General features: G+C 39.3%; 27 protein-coding genes. 24 read left to right on the top strand and 3 right to left on the bottom strand.

What is annotated here, in order from left to right:
• Positions 1 to 287 precede the first annotated feature (287 nt).
• From ACXAGV_RS16815 to ACXAGV_RS16805, 3 genes are all read left to right on the top strand, one after another.
• Positions 288 to 635: a hypothetical protein gene (locus tag ACXAGV_RS16815; protein ID WP_474874232.1), complete on the top strand. Its 348-nt coding sequence runs from the start codon at positions 288 to 290 to the stop codon at positions 633 to 635.
• A gap of 457 nt (positions 636 to 1,092) precedes the next feature.
• On the top strand, positions 1,093 to 1,830 hold the full coding sequence (locus ACXAGV_RS16810) for a hypothetical protein (protein WP_474874231.1): 738 nt from the start codon (positions 1,093 to 1,095) through the stop codon (positions 1,828 to 1,830).
• 526 nt (positions 1,831 to 2,356) lie between these two features.
• Positions 2,357 to 2,929 carry a hypothetical protein gene (locus tag ACXAGV_RS16805; RefSeq protein ID WP_474874230.1) on the top strand — a complete coding sequence of 191 codons (573 nt, stop codon included), beginning with the start codon at positions 2,357 to 2,359 and terminating at the stop codon, positions 2,927 to 2,929.
• Between the two features lie 381 nt (positions 2,930 to 3,310).
• Here the strand turns inward: ACXAGV_RS16805 and ACXAGV_RS16800 are convergent, their stop codons facing one another.
• The 3 genes from ACXAGV_RS16800 to ACXAGV_RS16790 form a co-directional block, all read right to left on the bottom strand.
• Entirely contained in the window at positions 3,311 to 3,628 is a 318-nt protein-coding gene (locus ACXAGV_RS16800) for a CcdB family protein (RefSeq protein ID WP_474874229.1), read from the bottom strand.
• A complete protein-coding gene (locus ACXAGV_RS16795) occupies positions 3,628 to 3,873 on the bottom strand; it encodes a type II toxin-antitoxin system CcdA family antitoxin (RefSeq protein ID WP_474874228.1) in 246 nt (81 codons plus the stop codon). The genes ACXAGV_RS16800 and ACXAGV_RS16795 overlap by 1 nt, the downstream gene beginning before the upstream one ends.
• Before the next feature lie 142 nt (positions 3,874 to 4,015).
• A complete protein-coding gene (locus tag ACXAGV_RS16790; protein ID WP_474874227.1) occupies positions 4,016 to 4,993 on the bottom strand; it encodes a transposase in 978 nt (325 codons plus the stop codon).
• Between the two features lie 215 nt (positions 4,994 to 5,208).
• Between ACXAGV_RS16790 and ACXAGV_RS16785 the strand changes: the two genes are divergently transcribed.
• From ACXAGV_RS16785 to ACXAGV_RS16685, 21 genes are all read left to right on the top strand, one after another.
• A complete protein-coding gene (locus ACXAGV_RS16785) occupies positions 5,209 to 5,661 on the top strand; it encodes a hypothetical protein (RefSeq protein ID WP_474874226.1) in 453 nt (150 codons plus the stop codon).
• A 192-nt stretch (positions 5,662 to 5,853) separates the two neighbouring features.
• Positions 5,854 to 6,459, top strand: coding sequence for a DUF6630 family protein (locus ACXAGV_RS16780; RefSeq protein ID WP_474874225.1), 606 nt, complete (start codon positions 5,854 to 5,856; stop codon positions 6,457 to 6,459).
• 74 nt (positions 6,460 to 6,533) lie between these two features.
• Positions 6,534 to 7,199 (top strand): uracil-DNA glycosylase family protein, encoded by a 666-nt coding sequence (locus ACXAGV_RS16775; RefSeq protein ID WP_474874224.1) that lies wholly within the window; start codon positions 6,534 to 6,536, stop codon positions 7,197 to 7,199.
• 75 nt (positions 7,200 to 7,274) lie between these two features.
• Positions 7,275 to 8,294: a PDDEXK family nuclease gene (locus tag ACXAGV_RS16770; protein WP_014998281.1), complete on the top strand. Its 1,020-nt coding sequence runs from the start codon at positions 7,275 to 7,277 to the stop codon at positions 8,292 to 8,294.
• Between the two features lie 83 nt (positions 8,295 to 8,377).
• Positions 8,378 to 8,479, top strand: a complete 102-nt coding sequence (locus tag ACXAGV_RS16765; protein WP_474874223.1) for an ATP-binding protein — start codon at positions 8,378 to 8,380, stop codon at positions 8,477 to 8,479.
• 182 nt (positions 8,480 to 8,661) lie between these two features.
• Positions 8,662 to 9,150 (top strand): GNAT family N-acetyltransferase, encoded by a 489-nt coding sequence (locus ACXAGV_RS16760; RefSeq protein WP_474874222.1) that lies wholly within the window; start codon positions 8,662 to 8,664, stop codon positions 9,148 to 9,150.
• A 114-nt stretch (positions 9,151 to 9,264) separates the two neighbouring features.
• Positions 9,265 to 9,894, top strand: coding sequence for a hypothetical protein (locus ACXAGV_RS16755; RefSeq protein WP_474874221.1), 630 nt, complete (start codon positions 9,265 to 9,267; stop codon positions 9,892 to 9,894).
• Positions 9,895 to 9,961: 67 nt separating this feature from the next.
• Positions 9,962 to 10,465, top strand: coding sequence for a zf-TFIIB domain-containing protein (locus ACXAGV_RS16750; RefSeq protein WP_474874220.1), 504 nt, complete (start codon positions 9,962 to 9,964; stop codon positions 10,463 to 10,465).
• Positions 10,466 to 10,529: 64 nt separating this feature from the next.
• The gene (locus ACXAGV_RS16745) at positions 10,530 to 10,979 is read left to right on the top strand and encodes an acyltransferase (RefSeq protein WP_474874219.1); all 450 of its coding nucleotides are present in this window, start codon (positions 10,530 to 10,532) and stop codon (positions 10,977 to 10,979) included.
• A gap of 32 nt (positions 10,980 to 11,011) precedes the next feature.
• Complete coding sequence (locus ACXAGV_RS16740; RefSeq protein ID WP_474874218.1) at positions 11,012 to 11,605, top strand: GNAT family N-acetyltransferase; 594 nt, start codon at positions 11,012 to 11,014, stop codon at positions 11,603 to 11,605.
• A 499-nt stretch (positions 11,606 to 12,104) separates the two neighbouring features.
• A complete protein-coding gene (locus ACXAGV_RS16735; protein WP_474874217.1) occupies positions 12,105 to 12,341 on the top strand; it encodes a hypothetical protein in 237 nt (78 codons plus the stop codon).
• 88 nt (positions 12,342 to 12,429) lie between these two features.
• Positions 12,430 to 12,834 (top strand): hypothetical protein, encoded by a 405-nt coding sequence (locus ACXAGV_RS16730; protein WP_474874216.1) that lies wholly within the window; start codon positions 12,430 to 12,432, stop codon positions 12,832 to 12,834.
• A gap of 305 nt (positions 12,835 to 13,139) precedes the next feature.
• Entirely contained in the window at positions 13,140 to 13,634 is a 495-nt protein-coding gene (locus ACXAGV_RS16725; RefSeq protein ID WP_474874215.1) for an AAA family ATPase, read from the top strand.
• Positions 13,635 to 13,707: 73 nt separating this feature from the next.
• A complete protein-coding gene (locus ACXAGV_RS16720) occupies positions 13,708 to 14,304 on the top strand; it encodes a DUF998 domain-containing protein (RefSeq protein ID WP_474874214.1) in 597 nt (198 codons plus the stop codon).
• Between the two features lie 106 nt (positions 14,305 to 14,410).
• Positions 14,411 to 14,866 carry a nuclear transport factor 2 family protein gene (locus ACXAGV_RS16715; RefSeq protein ID WP_474874213.1) on the top strand — a complete coding sequence of 152 codons (456 nt, stop codon included), beginning with the start codon at positions 14,411 to 14,413 and terminating at the stop codon, positions 14,864 to 14,866.
• A 168-nt stretch (positions 14,867 to 15,034) separates the two neighbouring features.
• Complete coding sequence (locus ACXAGV_RS16710) at positions 15,035 to 15,493, top strand: hypothetical protein (RefSeq protein ID WP_474874212.1); 459 nt, start codon at positions 15,035 to 15,037, stop codon at positions 15,491 to 15,493.
• A 118-nt stretch (positions 15,494 to 15,611) separates the two neighbouring features.
• Complete coding sequence (locus ACXAGV_RS16705) at positions 15,612 to 15,830, top strand: hypothetical protein (RefSeq protein WP_474874211.1); 219 nt, start codon at positions 15,612 to 15,614, stop codon at positions 15,828 to 15,830.
• A 34-nt stretch (positions 15,831 to 15,864) separates the two neighbouring features.
• Positions 15,865 to 16,266, top strand: a complete 402-nt coding sequence (locus ACXAGV_RS16700) for an MAPEG family protein (RefSeq protein ID WP_474874210.1) — start codon at positions 15,865 to 15,867, stop codon at positions 16,264 to 16,266.
• A gap of 28 nt (positions 16,267 to 16,294) precedes the next feature.
• Positions 16,295 to 16,552, top strand: coding sequence for a hypothetical protein (locus ACXAGV_RS16695; protein ID WP_474874209.1), 258 nt, complete (start codon positions 16,295 to 16,297; stop codon positions 16,550 to 16,552).
• Between the two features lie 77 nt (positions 16,553 to 16,629).
• Positions 16,630 to 17,679 carry a DUF2157 domain-containing protein gene (locus ACXAGV_RS16690; protein WP_474874208.1) on the top strand — a complete coding sequence of 350 codons (1,050 nt, stop codon included), beginning with the start codon at positions 16,630 to 16,632 and terminating at the stop codon, positions 17,677 to 17,679.
• A gap of 146 nt (positions 17,680 to 17,825) precedes the next feature.
• The gene (locus ACXAGV_RS16685) at positions 17,826 to 18,551 is read left to right on the top strand and encodes a DUF4328 domain-containing protein (RefSeq protein ID WP_474874207.1); all 726 of its coding nucleotides are present in this window, start codon (positions 17,826 to 17,828) and stop codon (positions 18,549 to 18,551) included.
• Positions 18,552 to 18,594: the final 43 nt, after the last annotated feature.

Below are 18,594 nucleotides of genomic sequence, written 5' to 3'. Positions count from 1 at the left end.
GCACTTAATATGGCAATTAGCAGACGAGACATAGAACCAGGGTTAATCATTCACTCCGACAGAGGTGTTCAATATCGCTCTGTGCGATACCTACTAAACAAGACAGGCATGTTTCTGTATTCAGTTGTTTCAATGATTTAACAAGACAGCCATCTTTTCTAATAAAGCGACTCATCGCCTAACGCCAGTTTCGAATCAGCATTAACTGACCATTAAACAAGACCGGCATTTTGGTACGATGGCACATACGAGCCAATAAACGCGGGGCCGTACTAAACAAGACAGGCATGTTTGTGTACTTTGAATTGAATCGTACATTCGCAAAAGTATTCATAAGTGAAAAAGGTGTGGCATTCGGAATAATCCGTGAGGCTTCTCAGCCATTTCCTAGTGCTCTTGCCGAGAGAAAGGTATTGGCAGAAGATGAATCAGGAAACTATTTCATTGAAGTAAATGGGGCGGTTCATTTCTGGGATCACGAAACTAAAGACTCAGAGTTTGTCGCTAGTTCATTAGACAAATTCATTTCTGGCTGTACAGAACCTGAAACGGTTGAGCTAAAGCCAGATCAAGTTGAGTCAGTTTGGATAGATCCTGAGTTTGCGAAGCAATTCGGTATCAAACCCAAGCCCTAACAAGGCGCTCAAGCAAGGACGCAGCAAAGCTGCGCCGCTTAGCTTAGCGTTAGGCGTCATTTACTTACAGCATTAAAATGTGGGTTTAACCGTGACATTACAGGATCAAGGCTGTTTCGCTAGGTCGTCTTTGCGGCTAGCTTTCTCAGTTGTTTTAACGGCTTTAGCAACGTGCTTTTTTAAACAGCGCAACGCCAACATTTAACATCACCACTTTTCTAAACTCGCTCTTTTATCCAGCAATGTCCTTAACATCTGGCATTTCGCACAGAAAATTAAAAAGACAGGCATGTTTCTGTGACTAAACAAGACAGGCATCTTTGTGTAGCGTTAAATACACCGAAATCATCTACATGTCGATTTGGAGCCTAAATAAGACAGTCATCTTTGTGAGCCCTAATTTTAGCCTACGTATTACTACCCCTTAGTGGGGTGTTATGTTTCAAGTGGATGTCAGATGAAATTTCTCTTTATTCTTATTCTTTTAGGGTGTGTAGCTTGCACGTCGTTGGGCGCTAAAAAAAATGATGTAGAAAGCAATTTCTTTGTAGGCATCCAAAATGACGTTTTAGTATACGAAGGGTCGATAACTAAGTCTTCGAACTTAACGATTTTTCAAGCATTTGAAAAGTCGAAGGAAAAGCCAAAAAAACTTATTATTTCAAGTTCAGGTGGAGAAATTGGTGCAGGGATGGATCTCGGTGAGTGGATACACAGCAATAAACTAAATATCGAAATAAAAAATCTCTGTTTATCCTCGTGTGCAAACTATGTTTTACCCGCTGGTAATATTAAATACTTGCATAAAGACACAATTTTAATGTGGCACGGAAGTGCTTGGCAGAAACAGTGGGATACCACAGATTCTGACGAATCATTTTATTCTAGCTATTTACCCAAAATGAGAAAAAGAGAAGCTGCTTTTTATCATAGAATAGGAGTAGACAATCTTATTACTGTGTACGGACATAATGAAATGACCATGTGGGATAAATTAAAATCTTTTTTTGGCAAAGATTTAATAGGATGGGATTACAGCTTAGATGATTTAGAGCGATTTGGCATATCGAAAATTATTCTCATAGACAATCATTGGGACTGGCGCGAATATCAGCCTAAAGCTCGCAACGCGATAAAACGGATTACATTAAAAAAGAACTATTCATTTATGCTTCATAGGTTTGTAACAAACTAAACAAGACAGGCATATTTCTTTTCAAGACAGGCATGTTTCTGTATACACACCTATCTGAGTTGTTATTGAAAGCTATATTCCAGAAATAGCAAAGTCTATTGCACCAATTAGCAATTCGCGGGATTGGTCCAAAGAACCGATGCAGTCCTTTAGCGACTAAACAAGACAGTCACTATTACGGTGGAAGAACAACAATCATCAGGCTTTTCCTGCTAGTCAGTACTATTATTTCTCTGTTTTTCGTTTCTCGGATATTGGTTAAAGCTTGGATTTTACCTTACCTCAAACAGTGCAAGAACAAGTTGATGAAGCTATCAGCCATGGTTTTGACGGGATGATTGTTTACGTGGTTCAGGTGTATTGAATTATGCCTGTCTTACTTACTTGTGTTTATTCTGGGGTTCTAGGTTTCTTTGAGTTTGCCGTATTAAATGGTAAGTTTGAACCTATTTTGCGTGGTAGCAAACGTGTTATGCAGGCGTAAGGCATACCAAACATATCCAACCACAATCAAAGGAGTTTATTTGTGGAAAATTCAAACACCCGACCAGAAAATAAAGTAACAGCTACTGAGCCTAATGTGGACAATTCTAAGCTAGATAATAATCAAGACACTTTTCTAGGCTCTATATTGACATTTATCTTCTGGCTAATGATCTTTTTTGCTTTTCTATGGAATTGGGATGGTTTTTGGCAAACAGATATAAAGGGTCTAAACAATATTCAAGAAAAGTACTTTTCAAATAAATATAAAGAAGAGCAGTTAAAAATTTCAAGAGTAACTCAAAATGTGAAGGTTATTGAAAGAATAAGAGAGCGCACAGAGCAAATTGAAGAGCGACTTAATAATAAACTCATTAAAGTTGAACACAAACTGGATAATGCTTTGACCCAAAATAAAGCTATTAAGGACGAGCTTACGTCATATCTAAATCAAGAGAATTTGAAGTGTAGATATTATGATTCTTCACTTCGGATTATTGATCACTTATCAAGAAAGTACTCAGAAGAAGAGCTTAAAAGAACTGTTGCGTGTACTAATATTGAATGTGAAAACATTTTTTTCTACAGAGCTAAAGCCAAAGAAATTTGCGGGTAATGCCTAACAGGGCGCTTAGTTTGTTCCCTACGGCCACTGGGACAGTAACGCAGCGGCGCTTCGCGATGCTGCTGCGTCATTGCCCGTTAGCTCTACGTGTGTTGCTAAAGACTAATAAAGACTAATAAGACAGCCATATTTGTTTCAGGGAAATATTTGCCACCACTCACACTAACTAAACAAGACAGTCATATTTGTTACCAATCTTTTTTACCAACTAAACGGACTAAAAGAGACAGGTATATTTCTTTTCCCGCTGCATCTGTTAGAAAAGATGTAGGCAGTCACTCACAATGTCCATTTCAATGCGGTTGTATTTACAGTGACTAAACAAGACAGGCATATTTCTGAATACCCACCTATCTGAGTTGTTATTGAAAGCTATATTCCAGTAATAGCAAAGTCTATTGCACCTATTAGCAATTCGCGGGATTGGTCAAAAGAACCGATGCAGTCCTTTGGCACATCTTCGGGTATGGAACTCAGTTGTTGAGTCAGAAATAGGTATGTCTCGCCTTCGAATTCTATCTCCGGCGTTAGGTTTTTCATGTAAAGACTATTTCTAGTCTTATTCTTTGTCAGCGGTACAACTAACCTTGTTGCTAATTGGTCAATTACAGAGTTCTGAACATCTACAAGAAAAGGGTAAGCTTTATTAGTTTTTGAGCTTGGGTTTCTGTAAACATCAAACTGTGCCATTAGAAGTTCCGGTACTCATCACCTACACAACCGTTCTCAGCAACAAACTCGTTGTACGCAGCGATGGCAGCTTTGTTTTCTTTTTTCCATCTTTCTTCTTCAACGCTTTTCAACTTGTCTTTGAGTGCTTGTTCTAAGGTTGCAGACAGGTTAACTTTTAAGTCTCTAGCTTTTTGTAATAAATCGCTGTTTAAGCTTAAATTAGTCGCTTTTTTTGGGGCATGGATGTCATATAAATCTTGCATGCAATTACTCCAAATGGCCGTACATATCAAGTATACGCATGCGGATGCGCATTGTAAAAAATTCAGTCCTTAATAAGTCAGGCTTCATTTGGTACCGATGTATATATATTGTGTCCGTTTCGCTCGCTATTTAACTGCAAAGCTAACCAAGTAAGCGCATTGCACTTTGTCGACCTTGCACACGTTGCTGGTGTTGATTGTGTGCGTATTGCTCTAGGTAAGTCACTTTGCCGGCGGCGTGCTTAAAGCAAGTTTCAAACTGCGTAGTTAAAGTTATCCAATGTTCGTGTTCAATATTGAGACGCTCTAAAATAGAGGGTAGGTTATGCTCAACCTTGCCACGCTTGTTTGGGTGAATATATCGGCTGGTTATGTCTACAAGCTGTAAGTAGTCTGGAAGAGTAAAAGGTAAACCGTGTGGCATCTCTTGCCTTGGATTGCCAGCAAAAGGCATAAGTCGTTTTGGTGTTTTGCCTACCTTAGCGGCGTTAATTCGGTATTTAATACTGGTATGGTCTGATGTTTCAGGTGTTTTGGCCATCTTTGCTCGTACTGGGTTTAAATCAACATATGCCATACAAGCGGCAAGGGCTGACTCATCCAATAGTGCTTGAGATTTAAACCGTCCTTCCCAAAAATGTCCTGTGCAGTCGTCTTCTTTATTAGCCGCCCTAGCAATGTATTCATTCAGTGCACGCATAAACCAGCTGATATCAAATAGCCTTTTACGCCATACTTCAGCCGTTAACTCCACCGCTTTAATTTGAATTTCATGTAAATCTTTACGTGAATCTGCTGACATGTAGCGCTGCGAGAGTAATGTGCCTTTGTACAGTTTATGCCAACGTTGAATCACGTCTTCTGTACTCAGTGCGTCTGCTTTCTCTTTGTTTACGTGTAATACCAGGTGCGTATGATTACTCATTACTGCATAAGCACATACATCAATGGCGAACACCTCACTTAAAACATGAATACGGTCTTCTACCCATTGGCGACGATGTTCAAAGCTTTTACCGTTTTCCTCGCCACACAAGAAAGCACGACGAACACAGCGGGAAATACAGTGATAATAGGGCGTATCCGATAAACTAATTTGTGACTTTCGGGCTTTAGGCATTGCATCTGTCTGACTTTGATTAACTCGTATACCAGTTTGAATGGGGATTTAGATTAAAGAAAGTGTACGTAGGGACAGTTTGGGTGTTTTCGAATTATGGCTGTCTTGCTTACGTTGTTGTGCTCACTCTCTTGTGCTAAAAAAATTCAATAAAGTCTTTTTAAGCTGCCATAATTATTACTGGTCTGTCAGAACACCAATAAAAGGATATTACTATGACACTTTGCAAGGCTAACGCTTTTTTTATGGCTTGTTTAATTATGTTAGCGGGCTGCTCGAAAAGTCAGCAGGAATTATTGAAAGGCCATTGGGAATGTAATGGACAAGGCGATGGCGCCAAGTTCACGGGGAGTGTGGAATATGTAAGTAATGGTAGCTCAAACGTGATGTTTGAAATGAGTATGAAAGAGTCGGGTACAGAGGCTGAATTCGATGTTATAGCTCAAGGCACTTGGGAGCTCAATCAAAACGAATTACTTGAGTCATTCACTAAGCTTACGATTACCCGTTTTGTTGTAGATGGACGCAATTTACCACCTGAACAATTTCCTCAACAATTGAAAGAAGCCATTATTGGAACCGCCACGGGTTCAGAAATCATACAGTTGGATGAAAAAGTCTTATTAACTAAAAATGGGGGGGCTAAAACTACTTGTTCTCGTCAATAATCTGATAGTCTTTGAATTCTAAAAAACTAAACGCTGGCTCTGTTGTGCCAGCGAGGACTTAACAAGACACAGGACGACATCTTTGTCTAAAAGGGTCTACATTATGGGTCTGTCTAACTAGCTATTTTTAAGTCGGTATCCGCTATATATGGAAGCCCACTGTAGTGGATAAAACCAAGTTGGAATCAAGGAATGATGAAGAGATTACTAATAGTTATAACTGCTCTTGTTGTTACAGGCTGTAATGAAAGTCAGCAGAAAAACCACTCCCCAGAAATTGCATTAGCGAAGATAATCGGTAATGGAAATCAAACCGTTGTAAATGACGTTCAACTTTATCTTTCTGATAAGAATGCATACAAACTAAAACACAAAGACGGACTAGAAGAAAGCGGATTTGATGGAGCCTTTAAAAATTCATTTGACCTTACATTTGTAATTATAGAAGGTCTAAAAAGCATCAACCGTGTGGTGATTGTAGATTGGAGAGAGGATGCGCAACATGTCTTCGATTTATTAAACGATTTATCTAAAAATGTACTTTCTACTTGCAGCATATCGAGACAGCTGGCGGACGATATGATGCAAACTCAGTTCAATATATCTTACTACTTAGAATCTAGCTTTTTCTTCTCAACCTGTGCAAAAAGCATGGGGTTAGAAATTATTGGCATTGACGATGGATCAGACTCGTTCATCTTGTCTTTAATACCAAGTGGCAACGCGGCAAAACTTAAAACATATTCGCAGCAACTAAAATTGAATATAAAGACATACGATAACCGTGTGACTAGTTAGTTGGAGCGAAGAAGAACGTGCTGCGATAGCTTTTTTCTACAGCTTAAATTTTTCTGTTTTTTTTCGAGGCAAAAATGACCAAAAATGAAATACCTATTATTGCTAAACAAGCGCTGTCTGAATATCTAGAGGAACCAGGAAGCGTTCTCTATAGTAGCCATGAAACATTAAAGCCTAGTGATGTTTACATGCTCGGCTTCAATCCAGGTGGCGCAAACGGAAAGCCAGTTGAACAAAGTATTAGTTCAATGCTTACAAATACCACTAACGCCTACTTGGATGAGAGTTGGGAGAATCATAAAGGTGTGTGGGCAAGTGGCGAAGCCCCTCTTCAAAAAAGAGTTCAATGGATATTTGAAAGCCTTGGGATCAACACCAGAGATGTGTGTGCGAGTAATTTAATATTCTTACAGAGCCGCGAAGCTACAGATATTAACTTTTCATTAGCTGAAATATGTTGGCCAGTACATGAGGCAATTTTAAGCGTTGTTAAGCCAAAGCTTATAATAACTTTCGGAAACTCTGATGTTTCACCCTACGGCTTCTTGCATTCTATGTTCGGCGGCAAAGAAGATTATTTACCGTCAGGACATGGAAACTGGGCGGTTAAGGGATTTAGTTGCAAAATCAATGAACGTCCTATTTACGTAGCAGGCCTACCTCATTTAAGTCGCTACTCTCCTGTAGGTAAAACTGAAGTTATCAAGTGGCTGTCAAGTAAGATACAACAAGTCAATTAACATCGCAGCTTTGATGCAACCGCAGAAGGCTGTATCAAAGCTGTTACCTGTTATTCACTCAAAGGAATGCAAAGCATGCTCTACAAAATAGAAGAACAAGCAGAAGTATTTGAAAAGTTGGAACCCGTAGAGTTCAAAGACTTTTCTAGTTTTGGAAAATTAGAGAAAGATCTAGAAAACTTAATTGCGAACAGTATTTTAGACGTCTTATTTGAAGACGCTAGATTGATGCCGGTGTTTCAAGAACGACAATGGCAGGCAGAAGCTGACATATATGCACTGAATGAAAGTGGCGAATTAGTTATATTCGAGCTAAAGCGTGCATCTGCCGGGAAAGATGCCGTTCATCAAGCGCTAAGATATGCGCAAGATGCTGGTCAATGGAGCTATCAAAAATTAGAAAATAAGTTCAAAGAATATAGCAAAGGCGACATGTCGCTAGTTGAAGCACACAGAGAGGCTTTCAGTCTTGAGCACCAATTAGAGCCTAAAGAAATTAATAACAAACAGCACTTATTAGTTATCGGCAGTGCAGCGGATGACTCATTAATATCTTCCGTCGATTACTGGAAGAAAAGTGGTATATCTATCGATTTCTTGCCCTATAGAATTTATGAACTTGCTGGCGAAAAGTACTTTGAGTTCTTTGCGCTTCCCTATGATAAGCACAAAAACCCGAGTGATGTAAAAGGTGTATTATTTGATACAAATCGCAGTTGGAATGAGGACTCTATTTGGTCGATGATGGATAATAGTCGTCTGGAGGCGTATGGAGACGCCAAAAGGTTTGTTCACCATGTTCATATAGGCGACATTGTTTTCTTTTCCCACAAATGGTGTGGCTTGATAGCTGCTGCAAAAGTGAAAGGTGAGGTTAAAGCGCCAGACAGTGAAACTTTGTATCGAGACGTAGAGTTTTTAACTCCCATCCCAAACCGAAACGATAACACGTTGTTGGCTATGCCTTTTTCAGAAGTGAGTTCTAAAACAGGTAAAAGTTTCTTTTGGGCTAGAACGATAAAAGTACCTTACTTAACGAAAAGCGAAGCACTTGAGTTAGTCGATGAGCTCAATAATTATTTGCATCGCACCTAACAAGTTAACGCAGTTGGGGTTCTGCAAAGTCAAAACTTTAAGTATCTATCTAAATAAGATAGGCATATTTTTAATACCCCACTGTGGCAGATGGGTTACTCGATCGTTTACTGCACAACAGTCATCGAATTGAACTGGTTGGCGAATCTATGAGAAAACTAGACCAATCCGATCACTTAAGGTAAAACTGGCAAGGACGAAAAAGAAGAAGAAAAAGTGATCGGATAAAACCGAAACGACCAATCGGATTCACCGAAATACGCAGCTATAACTAATAACTAAGAAAGACAGGCATTTTATGCTTCATTGGGCCTTACATAACTAATAACGATATTTCAAAATAACTCCCTAGGAAACATGTTTCATTATGAATGTAGAGATAGTAAAAGCTGATTATAAAAATAAACAACACGCTCGAGATATCCCGTTTCTTCTAAACGAATACGCTTGCGATCCTATGGGGGGAGGGGATCCGCTAGCAGAATCAACTATGAAAAACCTTTCTGCTAAGCTTTCTAATGTTCCGCACGCTTTTAGTGTTTTAGTATACGTTGACGGCAGTCCAGCGGCGTTAGCTAATTGCTTTGAAGGGTTTTCAACTTTTGCTTGCAAACCTCTTATCAACATTCATGATATTTGCGTTCATAAAAACTATAGAGGGCTAGGCCTTAGTCAAAAACTATTGGAAAAAGTGGAGTCGATAGCTAAGGAACGTGGTTGCTGTAAAATTACCCTTGAGGTACTGAGCAATAATGATGTTGCTAAAGCAGCGTATAAAAAATTTGGATTTAGTAGTTATGAATTAGACCCAGAGGCTGGCAGCGCTGTTTTTTGGCAAAAAGCCCTAGAAGCATAATAACTCCACACACACCACACACAAAACTAGACAGGCATATTTACGTAGTGTTTTTACGTAGTGCCTCACATATATAGGATTGTTCTTAAAAAGTCAGAACGCTAAAAGGAATTTATGAAATCTCGAAGCAGAGTATTATTGAAATATATCGGGCTGCTCCCCATCGTTTTGTTGCTTATTGTGGTGAGTATCTTAGGTGAAAATCACAGAGCAAAAGAGCTTGTAGGAAATTATCTAGAAACGGTAAAGATAGGCTCTGTTGCTGAAAAATGCATCGCTCTGACCTTCGAAACTTCAAGTAGAATCGATCAAAACCCATCCTGTGAAGATCAAAGCTTCTTATTTTTACTTTCCCTAATGAAAGCGCTCGAATTAAAGGATTTTGGTAGTGTTAAATACACCACAGACCTGAGAAAATACTGGACTCCATTTAGTTCAAATAACTATGTATCTGTTCACGTTTCTTTTGAAAATCAAAGCGAACATACTCTCAAAAACATTATATTCGTAGTCGAACGAGATGGACTATCGTGGACGATTAATAAAATCGATGTTAACAATAAAGAACTCGTCAGAGTTTATGAAGAGTTCATGGTTTTAGACTTATCCCGATATGTAGAAGTTTCTGGCAATACTTTAAAAATAAAGAAAAATCAAGTGAAAAGAAGCAGTCTGTCTTACATCGACAGGATGGTAATAAAATATAATCTACAGCGGTTAAATAATTACCTCAAAGACAACTGATAACCGTATTTTTATTACCTAATTTTACCAACTCACAATACTTAAAGAATAAAGGTAGTCGCTAAAAATGAAGTGTCCAAGAACGCAAACACCGCTAAAAAGAGTCACAGTTGGTAAAGTTCCGGTTTACTACAGCACAGCATGTGGCGGTGTCCTACTCGAAAATCAGACATTAAGTGACTTTGAAAACCCGCAAGAAAAAAGAGGGAATGTGTTGGCAAAGCACCTTAGTCAGTTTCATTACGAGCTCGATTCTTTAAATAAACGGATTTCCTGCCCCAAATGCCCTGATACCATGATGTTACGCAGGTTTTATAGCCCGCTGCATGCGGTAGAGATAGATGAGTGCCCAGGCTGTGGTGCAATTTGGTTAGACACTGGTGAACTAGAAAAAATACAGTCATTAATGCTAAATGAAAAAGAACGCGCACTGCTAAGAATAGAGCTAATGAAAAAACATGAAAGGATTGAGGTGAAGGGCATGCCTCATACTCATGATAACTGGAACAAACGCGGAGATAAGGTCGATGCTTTTTTTGATTTAGCATCATACATCTCTAACAGTTGGTAGGTTCAACTACTCATAGATATATGCTCGTTCTCAAAAAGGGCACTCATTTCGGGGCTGACTTATAATGAAAAGCACACTGTCTCTTGCACAATATGTTAAAAAACGAAATGGCGTGCCGTTGGGTGCAAGTAGTTCAATGAAAAACATGCTTTCACGCTCTTTTGGTGCCTCTTCTTTCCCAGTTTTTTGGCGCTATTGGAATCCTATCTGGGGTTACTATTTATCACGTAATGTTATGCGCCCAATTACGAATGTCTTGCCCATTTCTTTAGCTATTTTTATTACATTTCTAGTTAGCGGGGCTCTTCACGATATCGCTGTATCAATCGTTAAGTGGAAAACCATCTTTTTCTTCACGCCGTGGTTTGGGTTAATGGGATTAATAGTCATTTTTTCTAAATGGGCTGGGGTATCGTACGGTCAGGTTAGCTGGCCTGTTCGCGCATTAACTAATGCATCGTTTATTTTAGTCTCGTTAGGTATAACGTTCTTTTTGGAAACCTTGTATGCTTAACATCATACAACTAATCAGACAAGGAAAGTGATATGTGGTTTAAAGACGTAGAATTAGAATCTGAAAATATAACGCTTACTCCCTTAACAATGGCACATGCTGACGCTTTAGTGAATGCAGCGATGGACGGTGAATTGTGGAAGCTTTGGTTCACATTAGTACCTAACGCTGAAACTATTAGTGATTATATTGCGACAGCACTAGAGCAGAAAGACAAGGGGCTATCGTTACCCTTTGTAGTGATAGACAAAGCGAGTGGGGAGGTTATTGGTTCAACGCGCTTTTGCAATGCTGACCCTATTAATCAGAGGCTGGAAATTGGCTACACGTGGTACAGCAAAACGTATCAAAAGACGTCATGTAACACGGAATGTAAGCTACTTATGCTCAATCACGCCTTTGAAACTCTTGATGCTATCGCGGTAGAGTTTAGAACAAGCTGGCATAATCAAGCTTCACGTGCCGCTATTGCGCGTTTGGGCGCTAAGCAAGACGGTTTGCTAAGGAATCATCAGAAAATGCCTAATGGTGGGTATAGAGATACGGTCGTGTTTTCCATTATTAATACAGAGTGGTTAGCTGTAAAAGAGAACTTAACTTTTAAGTTGAAATCTATAATTGAATAACAAGGCTTGAACATCGGTTCAAGTCGACACTGCATATTCTAGTGCGAATTTTTGAACAAATAATGAAAAGGACTTTTTTCGTGAAATGCCCTAACTGTAAAAGTAAACTTTCACTGTGGGAGTCGTTCAAACTCAGTAATTTATTTTGTGTTACGTGCATGTCATGCTCACATGAAATCGTCAAAGATACGTCAGAATTCAAATGGCTAAATTCGACCATTCTGACTCTAGCCATTTTTGTATTTTTAGTGGTGTTCATGTCTGTTAGCGATAATGCCTGGGTAATTATTTGGATAGTTCCGATTCAGCTATATTTTGACTATCATTATGCTGCTTTGAAATCCTTGGGCGATACGAGTACTTTGAATGAACGGTAAGAATGCCTGTACTGCTTAGCTACTTGTTTAAACCTACACGTACGGTACTTCTGACAGGTATACTTTAAGCGTTCTAAGTAATACATTTAATTTGTAAATTGAATGAGAAAAAAGGAATGTACATGCCAATTAAAAAATGGATTTTTCAATACAGTATTGCTCTGCCCATGTTATTTGTTTTGTTTTCTAGCGTTCAATATACTAAAGGTCAAACGGTTTCTTACTCTGTGACATTTGGGTTAACTTGGGCCTTTATTTCCATAGCCATATTTGCCACTCGTCGTGCATACAATTTTAAAAAGCATATCGACTGCCAGTTGTGTAACGACTTAAACCAAAGAGACGCACAGAAAAAATAGGGATTTTTGTCGCGAAACGGGGATCCACGAGAACAAAGACTAAAAAAGACAGGCATGTTTCTGTAGAACAAACAGCAAGGATGAAGTCATGAGCAGCCCCAATTTTTCAAGTTATACCATTGAAGAATTATTAGACTGTAAGCAAAATATTGACAAAGAGCGCTGGCCTGAACGCTATCAAGAAATACTCGATGTCTTAGCTTCACGCGTCGAAGACCCAACTGATAAGGCGGAGCATGACGAGCTTATTTTTACGGCGTTTTGTGAAGAACTAAGAGACGACTTAACGATTACTATCGATGATAATCTCTGGCCTATTATTACATTTTTTTCAAAGCGTTTAAGACGTAGCGTTCCAAGTACCTTTCTTGATGAAGTTTGTCCAATATGTGCTGGTGAGTTGAACATTACTCATCGGTTCGGTAGTTGGAATATTGCGTGTGAAACGTGCGATATGTCGTATTCTATTCGTGAGAGACGCTCTTATTTTTAGCTATTACGGGAGCTACAACATGAGTTGTATCTTTTAATAAGCGACAGAGAAAAAACTATGGAACCCATCAACAAGTTCTGCCCTAGATCTGGCAAACCAGTAAAGCATGACTCGCTTACAGAATACAGGGGCTATACCGTTGGCTTTTGTAACTCAGGGTGCAGTAGCGATTTCGCCAAAAACAGCGACGAATGCCCAAACGATACCCAATACTTTGATGTGTTAATAAAAGAAAAGTTTGGGAAATAAACACTTGTTAACTTACTTCTAACAAGTGCTAAAGGGCTTTAAGAAGGGACAAAGATTTGACTAAAATTTTAATATTCGGAAATTCCGGTTCTGGCAAATCTACGCTAGCGCGCCATTTGTGTGATTCTCACGGTTTAGCACATTTGGATCTCGATACGCTTGCATGGAAGCTTACTAGCCCGCCCGAGAGAAAGCCCATTGAAGAGTCTGAACAAGAGATAAAGGTGTTTACCGCTTCTAATGAAACTTGGGTAATTGAAGGGTGTTACACAGACCTGCTTAAGCTTGTAGAGGGGCAGTCTTCAGAAATTATATTTATGAATTTACCCATTGAGTTGTGTATCGCTAACGCGAAAGCAAGACCTTGGGAACCCCATAAATACGATACCAAACAAGCTCAAGATGATAATTTACCCATGCTGATAGACTGGATTGCCCAATATACAAAAAGAGACGATACGTTTTCTTATACTGCGCATCAGCAGTTTTATCAAAACTATAGCGGCAATAAAAAAATGATAACGCAAAATATCCCGCACCAAGCCAGTTAAAACGTTATTCAGCTTATGAATAGGAACTTCGTTTAATTACTGTAAGCGCAATAAAATCAAGGAGGACATCAACTTGAACAGCTTTTTATCTTTTATGGGGATAGCAGCATCGGTTTGGATAGTTTTAGGCATTTACATCGCTTCTCGTTTCTATCCAAACTATAGCCACATGAAGCAATTTTGTAGTGAACTTGGTGCGTTTGGTAGCCCAACACAAAAGCTCTCACCTGCCATCAATAATTACCCGTTGGGCTTATTATTCGCTCTGTTTGGGTATTACCTCATTAGCGCACATCCAGGCCATCTGCCAACTATGGTTATCGGTGCAATGACAATAATACATGGCATCTGTACTTGGGTTTGTGGCTACTTCCCAATGGACGCCGACCCATACACTACAAGCCCTTCAAAAAGTTGTAAAATCCATACGTGGTCAGGGCTAATAATGTTAGTTTCGTTTATTTTAGCGCCGCTCATTGTTACTTTCTCTAGCTACTATTCTTGGCCGCTGAGGCTTCTGTCTGCATTAAGCGTTATTGGGTGCGTTTACTTTTCTTATAAACTAGCAAAATCGCTTGAACGAAAAACTGTACCAGGGCTTTATCAACGCCTAAGTTACGGCTGCCAAATTCTATGGTTGTTCATATACTCAACTTTTTTAATTGTGTAGTGATTGCGCAATGGTCAGTAACTGAGTTTTGAGTACGAAAATAGAAGCAAGGCCAATGGGTAAAACCTTACTCTGTGGTTAGTTAAAATTAAACAAGGAGGTTTTCATGAAAAGCGTTTTACTTTCAGCGCTTATTTATTTGTGGTCGATACAAGTATTTGCACAAACTGATTTAGAAGAACTTGGCAGACAATACTTTAAGGCGTGGTCAGCAACGCAATCTCCAAATGCTACAGAGCATGATTTAGATAGATATCTGTTGCTGCTTAGTAGTGACGTCGCTCATCAGCATTTACCGTACGATTCTGACGATTCCCGCATGCCCGATGGTAAAGCGCGCATTCGCGAGGGGATGCTTTATTACTTAGGTGCACACGTCTCTTATAACGCTCAACTTAACCACATTATACCTGCGCACAATGCGGTAGCTATTTCATACACTACAACGAGTAAGGGTATTCACCCACAAACTAAAGAACTTATTGAACTAGAGTATCAAACATTGGAAGTTCTAGAGATTGAAGATGGTAAAGTAGCAGTGATAAGAAAATATGAGGAGTAGTGGTAAGAGGTTAAGCTTAATGTTACTTTTTTGTTTCAAAAAGCTTTTTGGGTAAAGTTAGTATCTGAGTAACCTCAGAGTTGTCGCAGTAGCTACTATAGTTTTACTTGGTATTTGCTAGCCTGTTAATACTTCAACCATACAATTAAGTGCATTACATGGAAAATTATGTTTAAAAAAATATTAAAGGGATTTGGAATTGCAGTACTCACCCTTGTCCTTTTATTTGTTCTAGTCGCTGTGTGGTCAGGCTTCAAATCCTCTCAGTATGAAGAAACCGCCATTCCCTATATGGACACTGCAATAGCAGATATTTCTAAATGGGAACTACAAACGTTTAAAAAATACCTTACTGCGTCTGAACTTGAAAATATCAATGAGAGTGATTTAGAAAAGCTCGTAAGGGCTTTGTCAAAAATGGGTAAGTTAGTTGAAATTGGTGAGTATCAATTTAACACGGTGACATCTCGAGCACTGACCGGAGGTGGTTCAGGTACCTTTGTTACCTATACAGTGCCTGCAACATACGAAAACGGAGACGCCACCTTAATAATTACGCTAAAAGAAGAAGGTGATAGCTTCTCTGTTTACCATTTTAAATTAAACTCGTTAGCCCTGTTTGATTGACACTCTCTAAAGGATAACTATGAAAAGTTGTATTCATCTTCTCTTAATTTGCCTTCTAGTTGCTGGTTGCGCTTCAACAAGTAAGAAATCAGCGGATCCTGGTAAAAGTTTATTAATTATGTCTACGGACACTAGCTATATCGTTGCTGGCACACAGATTGATAAAGATAACGGCGAGGCATTGATGTCCGCCCTCGATAATACCGGGCAAAAGAAGCTGATAGTGATTGAAAAAGATATAGAGCATCTTTTAATGCTGCGAAAACAGTTTAAAACAAAGGGGTATTCACTTTTCTACATAGACAGCGAACGCCGGGTTAAAGCCGTTTCTTTATAGGCGAAATTTATAATACGGATATCACGTAGCAGTTATGAGCACACTTCTCACTCCCGTTTTCCTTCATATCGTTTGGTGTGCCTTGCTTTATGCTTTGTTAACCGTAACTCGCGCACCAGTTGTGTGGGGAGTAGGGCGAAGGAAAAACGGCGCAAACCCTTTCAGCAATATTCAGCCTAAAATCAGCGCGAACCTAAGCAATCAATTTGAGTGGCCACTATTTTTTTACATTGCCATTGTATTGCTTATCGCAAAGGATGAGCCAATAGACAGTGTGCAAATCTACTTGGCTTGGATATTTGTGATTGGCAGAGTGTTGCACAGCATTGTTCAAATATTTACCAACAATATCAGATGGCGTGGTATTGTGTTTACCATCAATTTTGTTGCTGTGTTGGCAATGTGGACATTGATTTTTATTGATAATGCCGGCTGATTGCTTAATTTTAAAAAAGGATATTTCAATGAACAGGGAAAAGTGGGCAAAAACGCGAGAGAAAGGAAAACAGCGCTTCGTTTTAGTTAACGGTGTTTTAGGGTGGGGCGTCACAACGGCTATCCTGTGGTCCGTATTAATGGAGCTTATCGAACCTTCACAGAATATTTGGGTACGGCCAATTATTGCTTTAATTATCTTCCCCATTGCAGGTATCGCCTTTGGCCACTTAATGTGGAACAAATCTGAGAAGGCTTACGAAAAGGAGACGAGTAATACTCTGTAACCTTTCTAGGCTGGCTTTTTACTTACAACCCAGTAGAGTAAAAGTTTTAATTTCTACAAGCTAATTCTGAGAAGTACATGGAAGTAACGAAAGTAAGTATTCAAAAAGCAGTAGCGAAGAATATCATCTCTGAACAGCAGGGCGTTGACCTTTACAACTTCTTTCAGGCAGAAAGCCAGCATACTCCCGCTTTCACCTTTACCCATATTCTCTATTACCTGGGCGGCCTTATCGCAATAGGGGCTATGACGTTGTTTATGAATTTGGGGTGGGAACAGTTTGGCGGGCTAGGGGTTATTTTCGTATCATTGCTCTATGCCGGTGTAGGCTTAAAGCTAGCTAACTCTTTTGCAAATAAAAACCTCATTATTCCTGCAGGTATTTGCGCAACTTTTGTTGTGTGTTTAACACCGCTTGCTATCTACGGCTTTCAACAGTGGCTTGGCCTTTGGCCCGATGATAATACGGTCTACCGTCAGTTCCATACGCGCATTAAATGGCTGTGGTTGTATATGGAACTAGGTACATTGATCGCTGGGTTGATCGTAGCTTGGCGCTATAAATATCCTTTCTTGATAATGCCTATTGCAGTAACACTCTGGTATATCAGTATGGATGCTGTCATGCTTTTCATCGACCAAGACGATATATGGAACTCTCATACGTGGGAATTTCGCGCACAAGTATCTATGTACTTTGGCATACTCATGATCTTATTAGCTTTTTGGGTCGATATACGTTCGAGACACACTGCCGACTACGCATTTTGGTTATATTTATTCGGCGTTATTGCCTTTTGGGGCGGGCTCACTAGCCAAAACTCAGACAGTGAACTTTCAAAGTTTTTCTATTTTTGTATAAACCTAGTCATGGTTTTGCTAGGCGCATTGCTGGTTCGAAAAGTATTTGTGATATTTGGTGCGTTAGGTGGTTGTTTCTATCTAGGTCATTTAGCTTCAAATGTGTTTAAGGACAGTTGGCTTTTTCCTGTTGCGTTGACGGCTATTGGTTTAGGCGTTGTTTATATAGGAATATGGTGGCAAAAAAATGAGGTTAACATTACGCACAAAGCACGTAATGCTTTACCAAAGCCACTGCAGGAATTGTTAGAGAATACGCTTAGGTAGAAAGCCTAATTAACAACTAGGTAGTAATTACGCGGATTTTGGAAGAGATAAAAGTAGATATTTAATAATAGGCATAAACAATAGCTTCGATAAAAGCAGATAAATAAGCTTGGTAAAGTGGCAAAGACGCAAGGCAATTAATAAAAATGTCAGATAAAAAAGAAGAATTTAAAGACCCTAGAAACATTATGGTGTGGATTAAGTACTTGCTCGTGTTGCAAGTTGTTCTGGCAATTGTTGCTATCGGCTCAAACTTAATGGAGTACCAGCTTTTAACAGACTTCAAGAACGGCGTTTATTTTAGCCAAGAAATGGCAGTGGCCGATGCAGAAGCTAATGACATGAGGCAAGCCGTTATTGCTTTTACTTACCTTGGCGTGTTTATCATTTCTGGTATTTTGATTTTAAAATGGATATACCAATCAAACCAAAATGCGCGTCAGTTTGGTGCAAAAGATATGGCGTTTTCGCCAGGCTGGTCGATTGGCTTTTACTTCATTCCAATAGTATCGCTTTGGAAGCCTTATCAAGCGATGAAAGAAATCTGGCAGGCTAGCCAAAACCCGTCAAATTGGCCAGTAGAAAAAGTGAGTTCAGTTTTAGGTATCTGGTGGTTTTTCTGGATTGCGAACAGCATGGTGGGGCAGGCGGTATTTCGAATGTCCAGACGGGCAGAAGAAATTTCTGAAATTATGAATGTGAATCTGGTCTCACAGGCCTCAGAAGTTATTTCAATTCCTTTAGCGTTAGTCACATGGTTAATGATTAAAAAGGTTTCTAGTGCGCAGTTAGCACAAAAAGAGCGCGAGGTCTCGCGAGTAGAAAGCGGCGATGAAACAGAAATACCAACTGCAGACGCCCTCATTAAATAATTAAATCGGTAAACTTGATGATCTATTTAAATTACGTAATCAA

It is taken from the genome of Alteromonas sp. ABH4_453, assembly GCF_056160665.1.
Note: the sequence above shows the minus strand (reverse complement) of the source record. Positions and strands in the feature narration are given on the sequence as shown.

Coding starts and splice junctions, on each gene's coding strand:
- ACXAGV_RS16815 (WP_474874232.1), top strand. CDS start 288: ATGTTTGTGTACTTTGAATTGAATCGTACATTCGCAAAAGTATTCATA.
- ACXAGV_RS16810 (WP_474874231.1), top strand. CDS start 1,093: ATGAAATTTCTCTTTATTCTTATTCTTTTAGGGTGTGTAGCTTGCACG.
- ACXAGV_RS16800 (WP_474874229.1), bottom strand. CDS start 3,628: ATGGCACAGTTTGATGTTTACAGAAACCCAAGCTCAAAAACTAATAAA.
- ACXAGV_RS16795 (WP_474874228.1), bottom strand. CDS start 3,873: ATGCAAGATTTATATGACATCCATGCCCCAAAAAAAGCGACTAATTTA.
- ACXAGV_RS16790 (WP_474874227.1), bottom strand. CDS start 4,993: ATGCCTAAAGCCCGAAAGTCACAAATTAGTTTATCGGATACGCCCTAT.
- ACXAGV_RS16785 (WP_474874226.1), top strand. CDS start 5,209: ATGACACTTTGCAAGGCTAACGCTTTTTTTATGGCTTGTTTAATTATG.
- ACXAGV_RS16780 (WP_474874225.1), top strand. CDS start 5,854: ATGATGAAGAGATTACTAATAGTTATAACTGCTCTTGTTGTTACAGGC.
- ACXAGV_RS16775 (WP_474874224.1), top strand. CDS start 6,534: ATGACCAAAAATGAAATACCTATTATTGCTAAACAAGCGCTGTCTGAA.
- ACXAGV_RS16770 (WP_014998281.1), top strand. CDS start 7,275: ATGCTCTACAAAATAGAAGAACAAGCAGAAGTATTTGAAAAGTTGGAA.
- ACXAGV_RS16760 (WP_474874222.1), top strand. CDS start 8,662: ATGAATGTAGAGATAGTAAAAGCTGATTATAAAAATAAACAACACGCT.
- ACXAGV_RS16755 (WP_474874221.1), top strand. CDS start 9,265: ATGAAATCTCGAAGCAGAGTATTATTGAAATATATCGGGCTGCTCCCC.
- ACXAGV_RS16750 (WP_474874220.1), top strand. CDS start 9,962: ATGAAGTGTCCAAGAACGCAAACACCGCTAAAAAGAGTCACAGTTGGT.
- ACXAGV_RS16745 (WP_474874219.1), top strand. CDS start 10,530: ATGAAAAGCACACTGTCTCTTGCACAATATGTTAAAAAACGAAATGGC.
- ACXAGV_RS16740 (WP_474874218.1), top strand. CDS start 11,012: ATGTGGTTTAAAGACGTAGAATTAGAATCTGAAAATATAACGCTTACT.
- ACXAGV_RS16735 (WP_474874217.1), top strand. CDS start 12,105: ATGCCAATTAAAAAATGGATTTTTCAATACAGTATTGCTCTGCCCATG.
- ACXAGV_RS16730 (WP_474874216.1), top strand. CDS start 12,430: ATGAGCAGCCCCAATTTTTCAAGTTATACCATTGAAGAATTATTAGAC.
- ACXAGV_RS16715 (WP_474874213.1), top strand. CDS start 14,411: ATGAAAAGCGTTTTACTTTCAGCGCTTATTTATTTGTGGTCGATACAA.
- ACXAGV_RS16710 (WP_474874212.1), top strand. CDS start 15,035: ATGTTTAAAAAAATATTAAAGGGATTTGGAATTGCAGTACTCACCCTT.
- ACXAGV_RS16705 (WP_474874211.1), top strand. CDS start 15,612: ATGTCTACGGACACTAGCTATATCGTTGCTGGCACACAGATTGATAAA.
- ACXAGV_RS16700 (WP_474874210.1), top strand. CDS start 15,865: ATGAGCACACTTCTCACTCCCGTTTTCCTTCATATCGTTTGGTGTGCC.
- ACXAGV_RS16695 (WP_474874209.1), top strand. CDS start 16,295: ATGAACAGGGAAAAGTGGGCAAAAACGCGAGAGAAAGGAAAACAGCGC.
- ACXAGV_RS16690 (WP_474874208.1), top strand. CDS start 16,630: ATGGAAGTAACGAAAGTAAGTATTCAAAAAGCAGTAGCGAAGAATATC.
- ACXAGV_RS16685 (WP_474874207.1), top strand. CDS start 17,826: ATGTCAGATAAAAAAGAAGAATTTAAAGACCCTAGAAACATTATGGTG.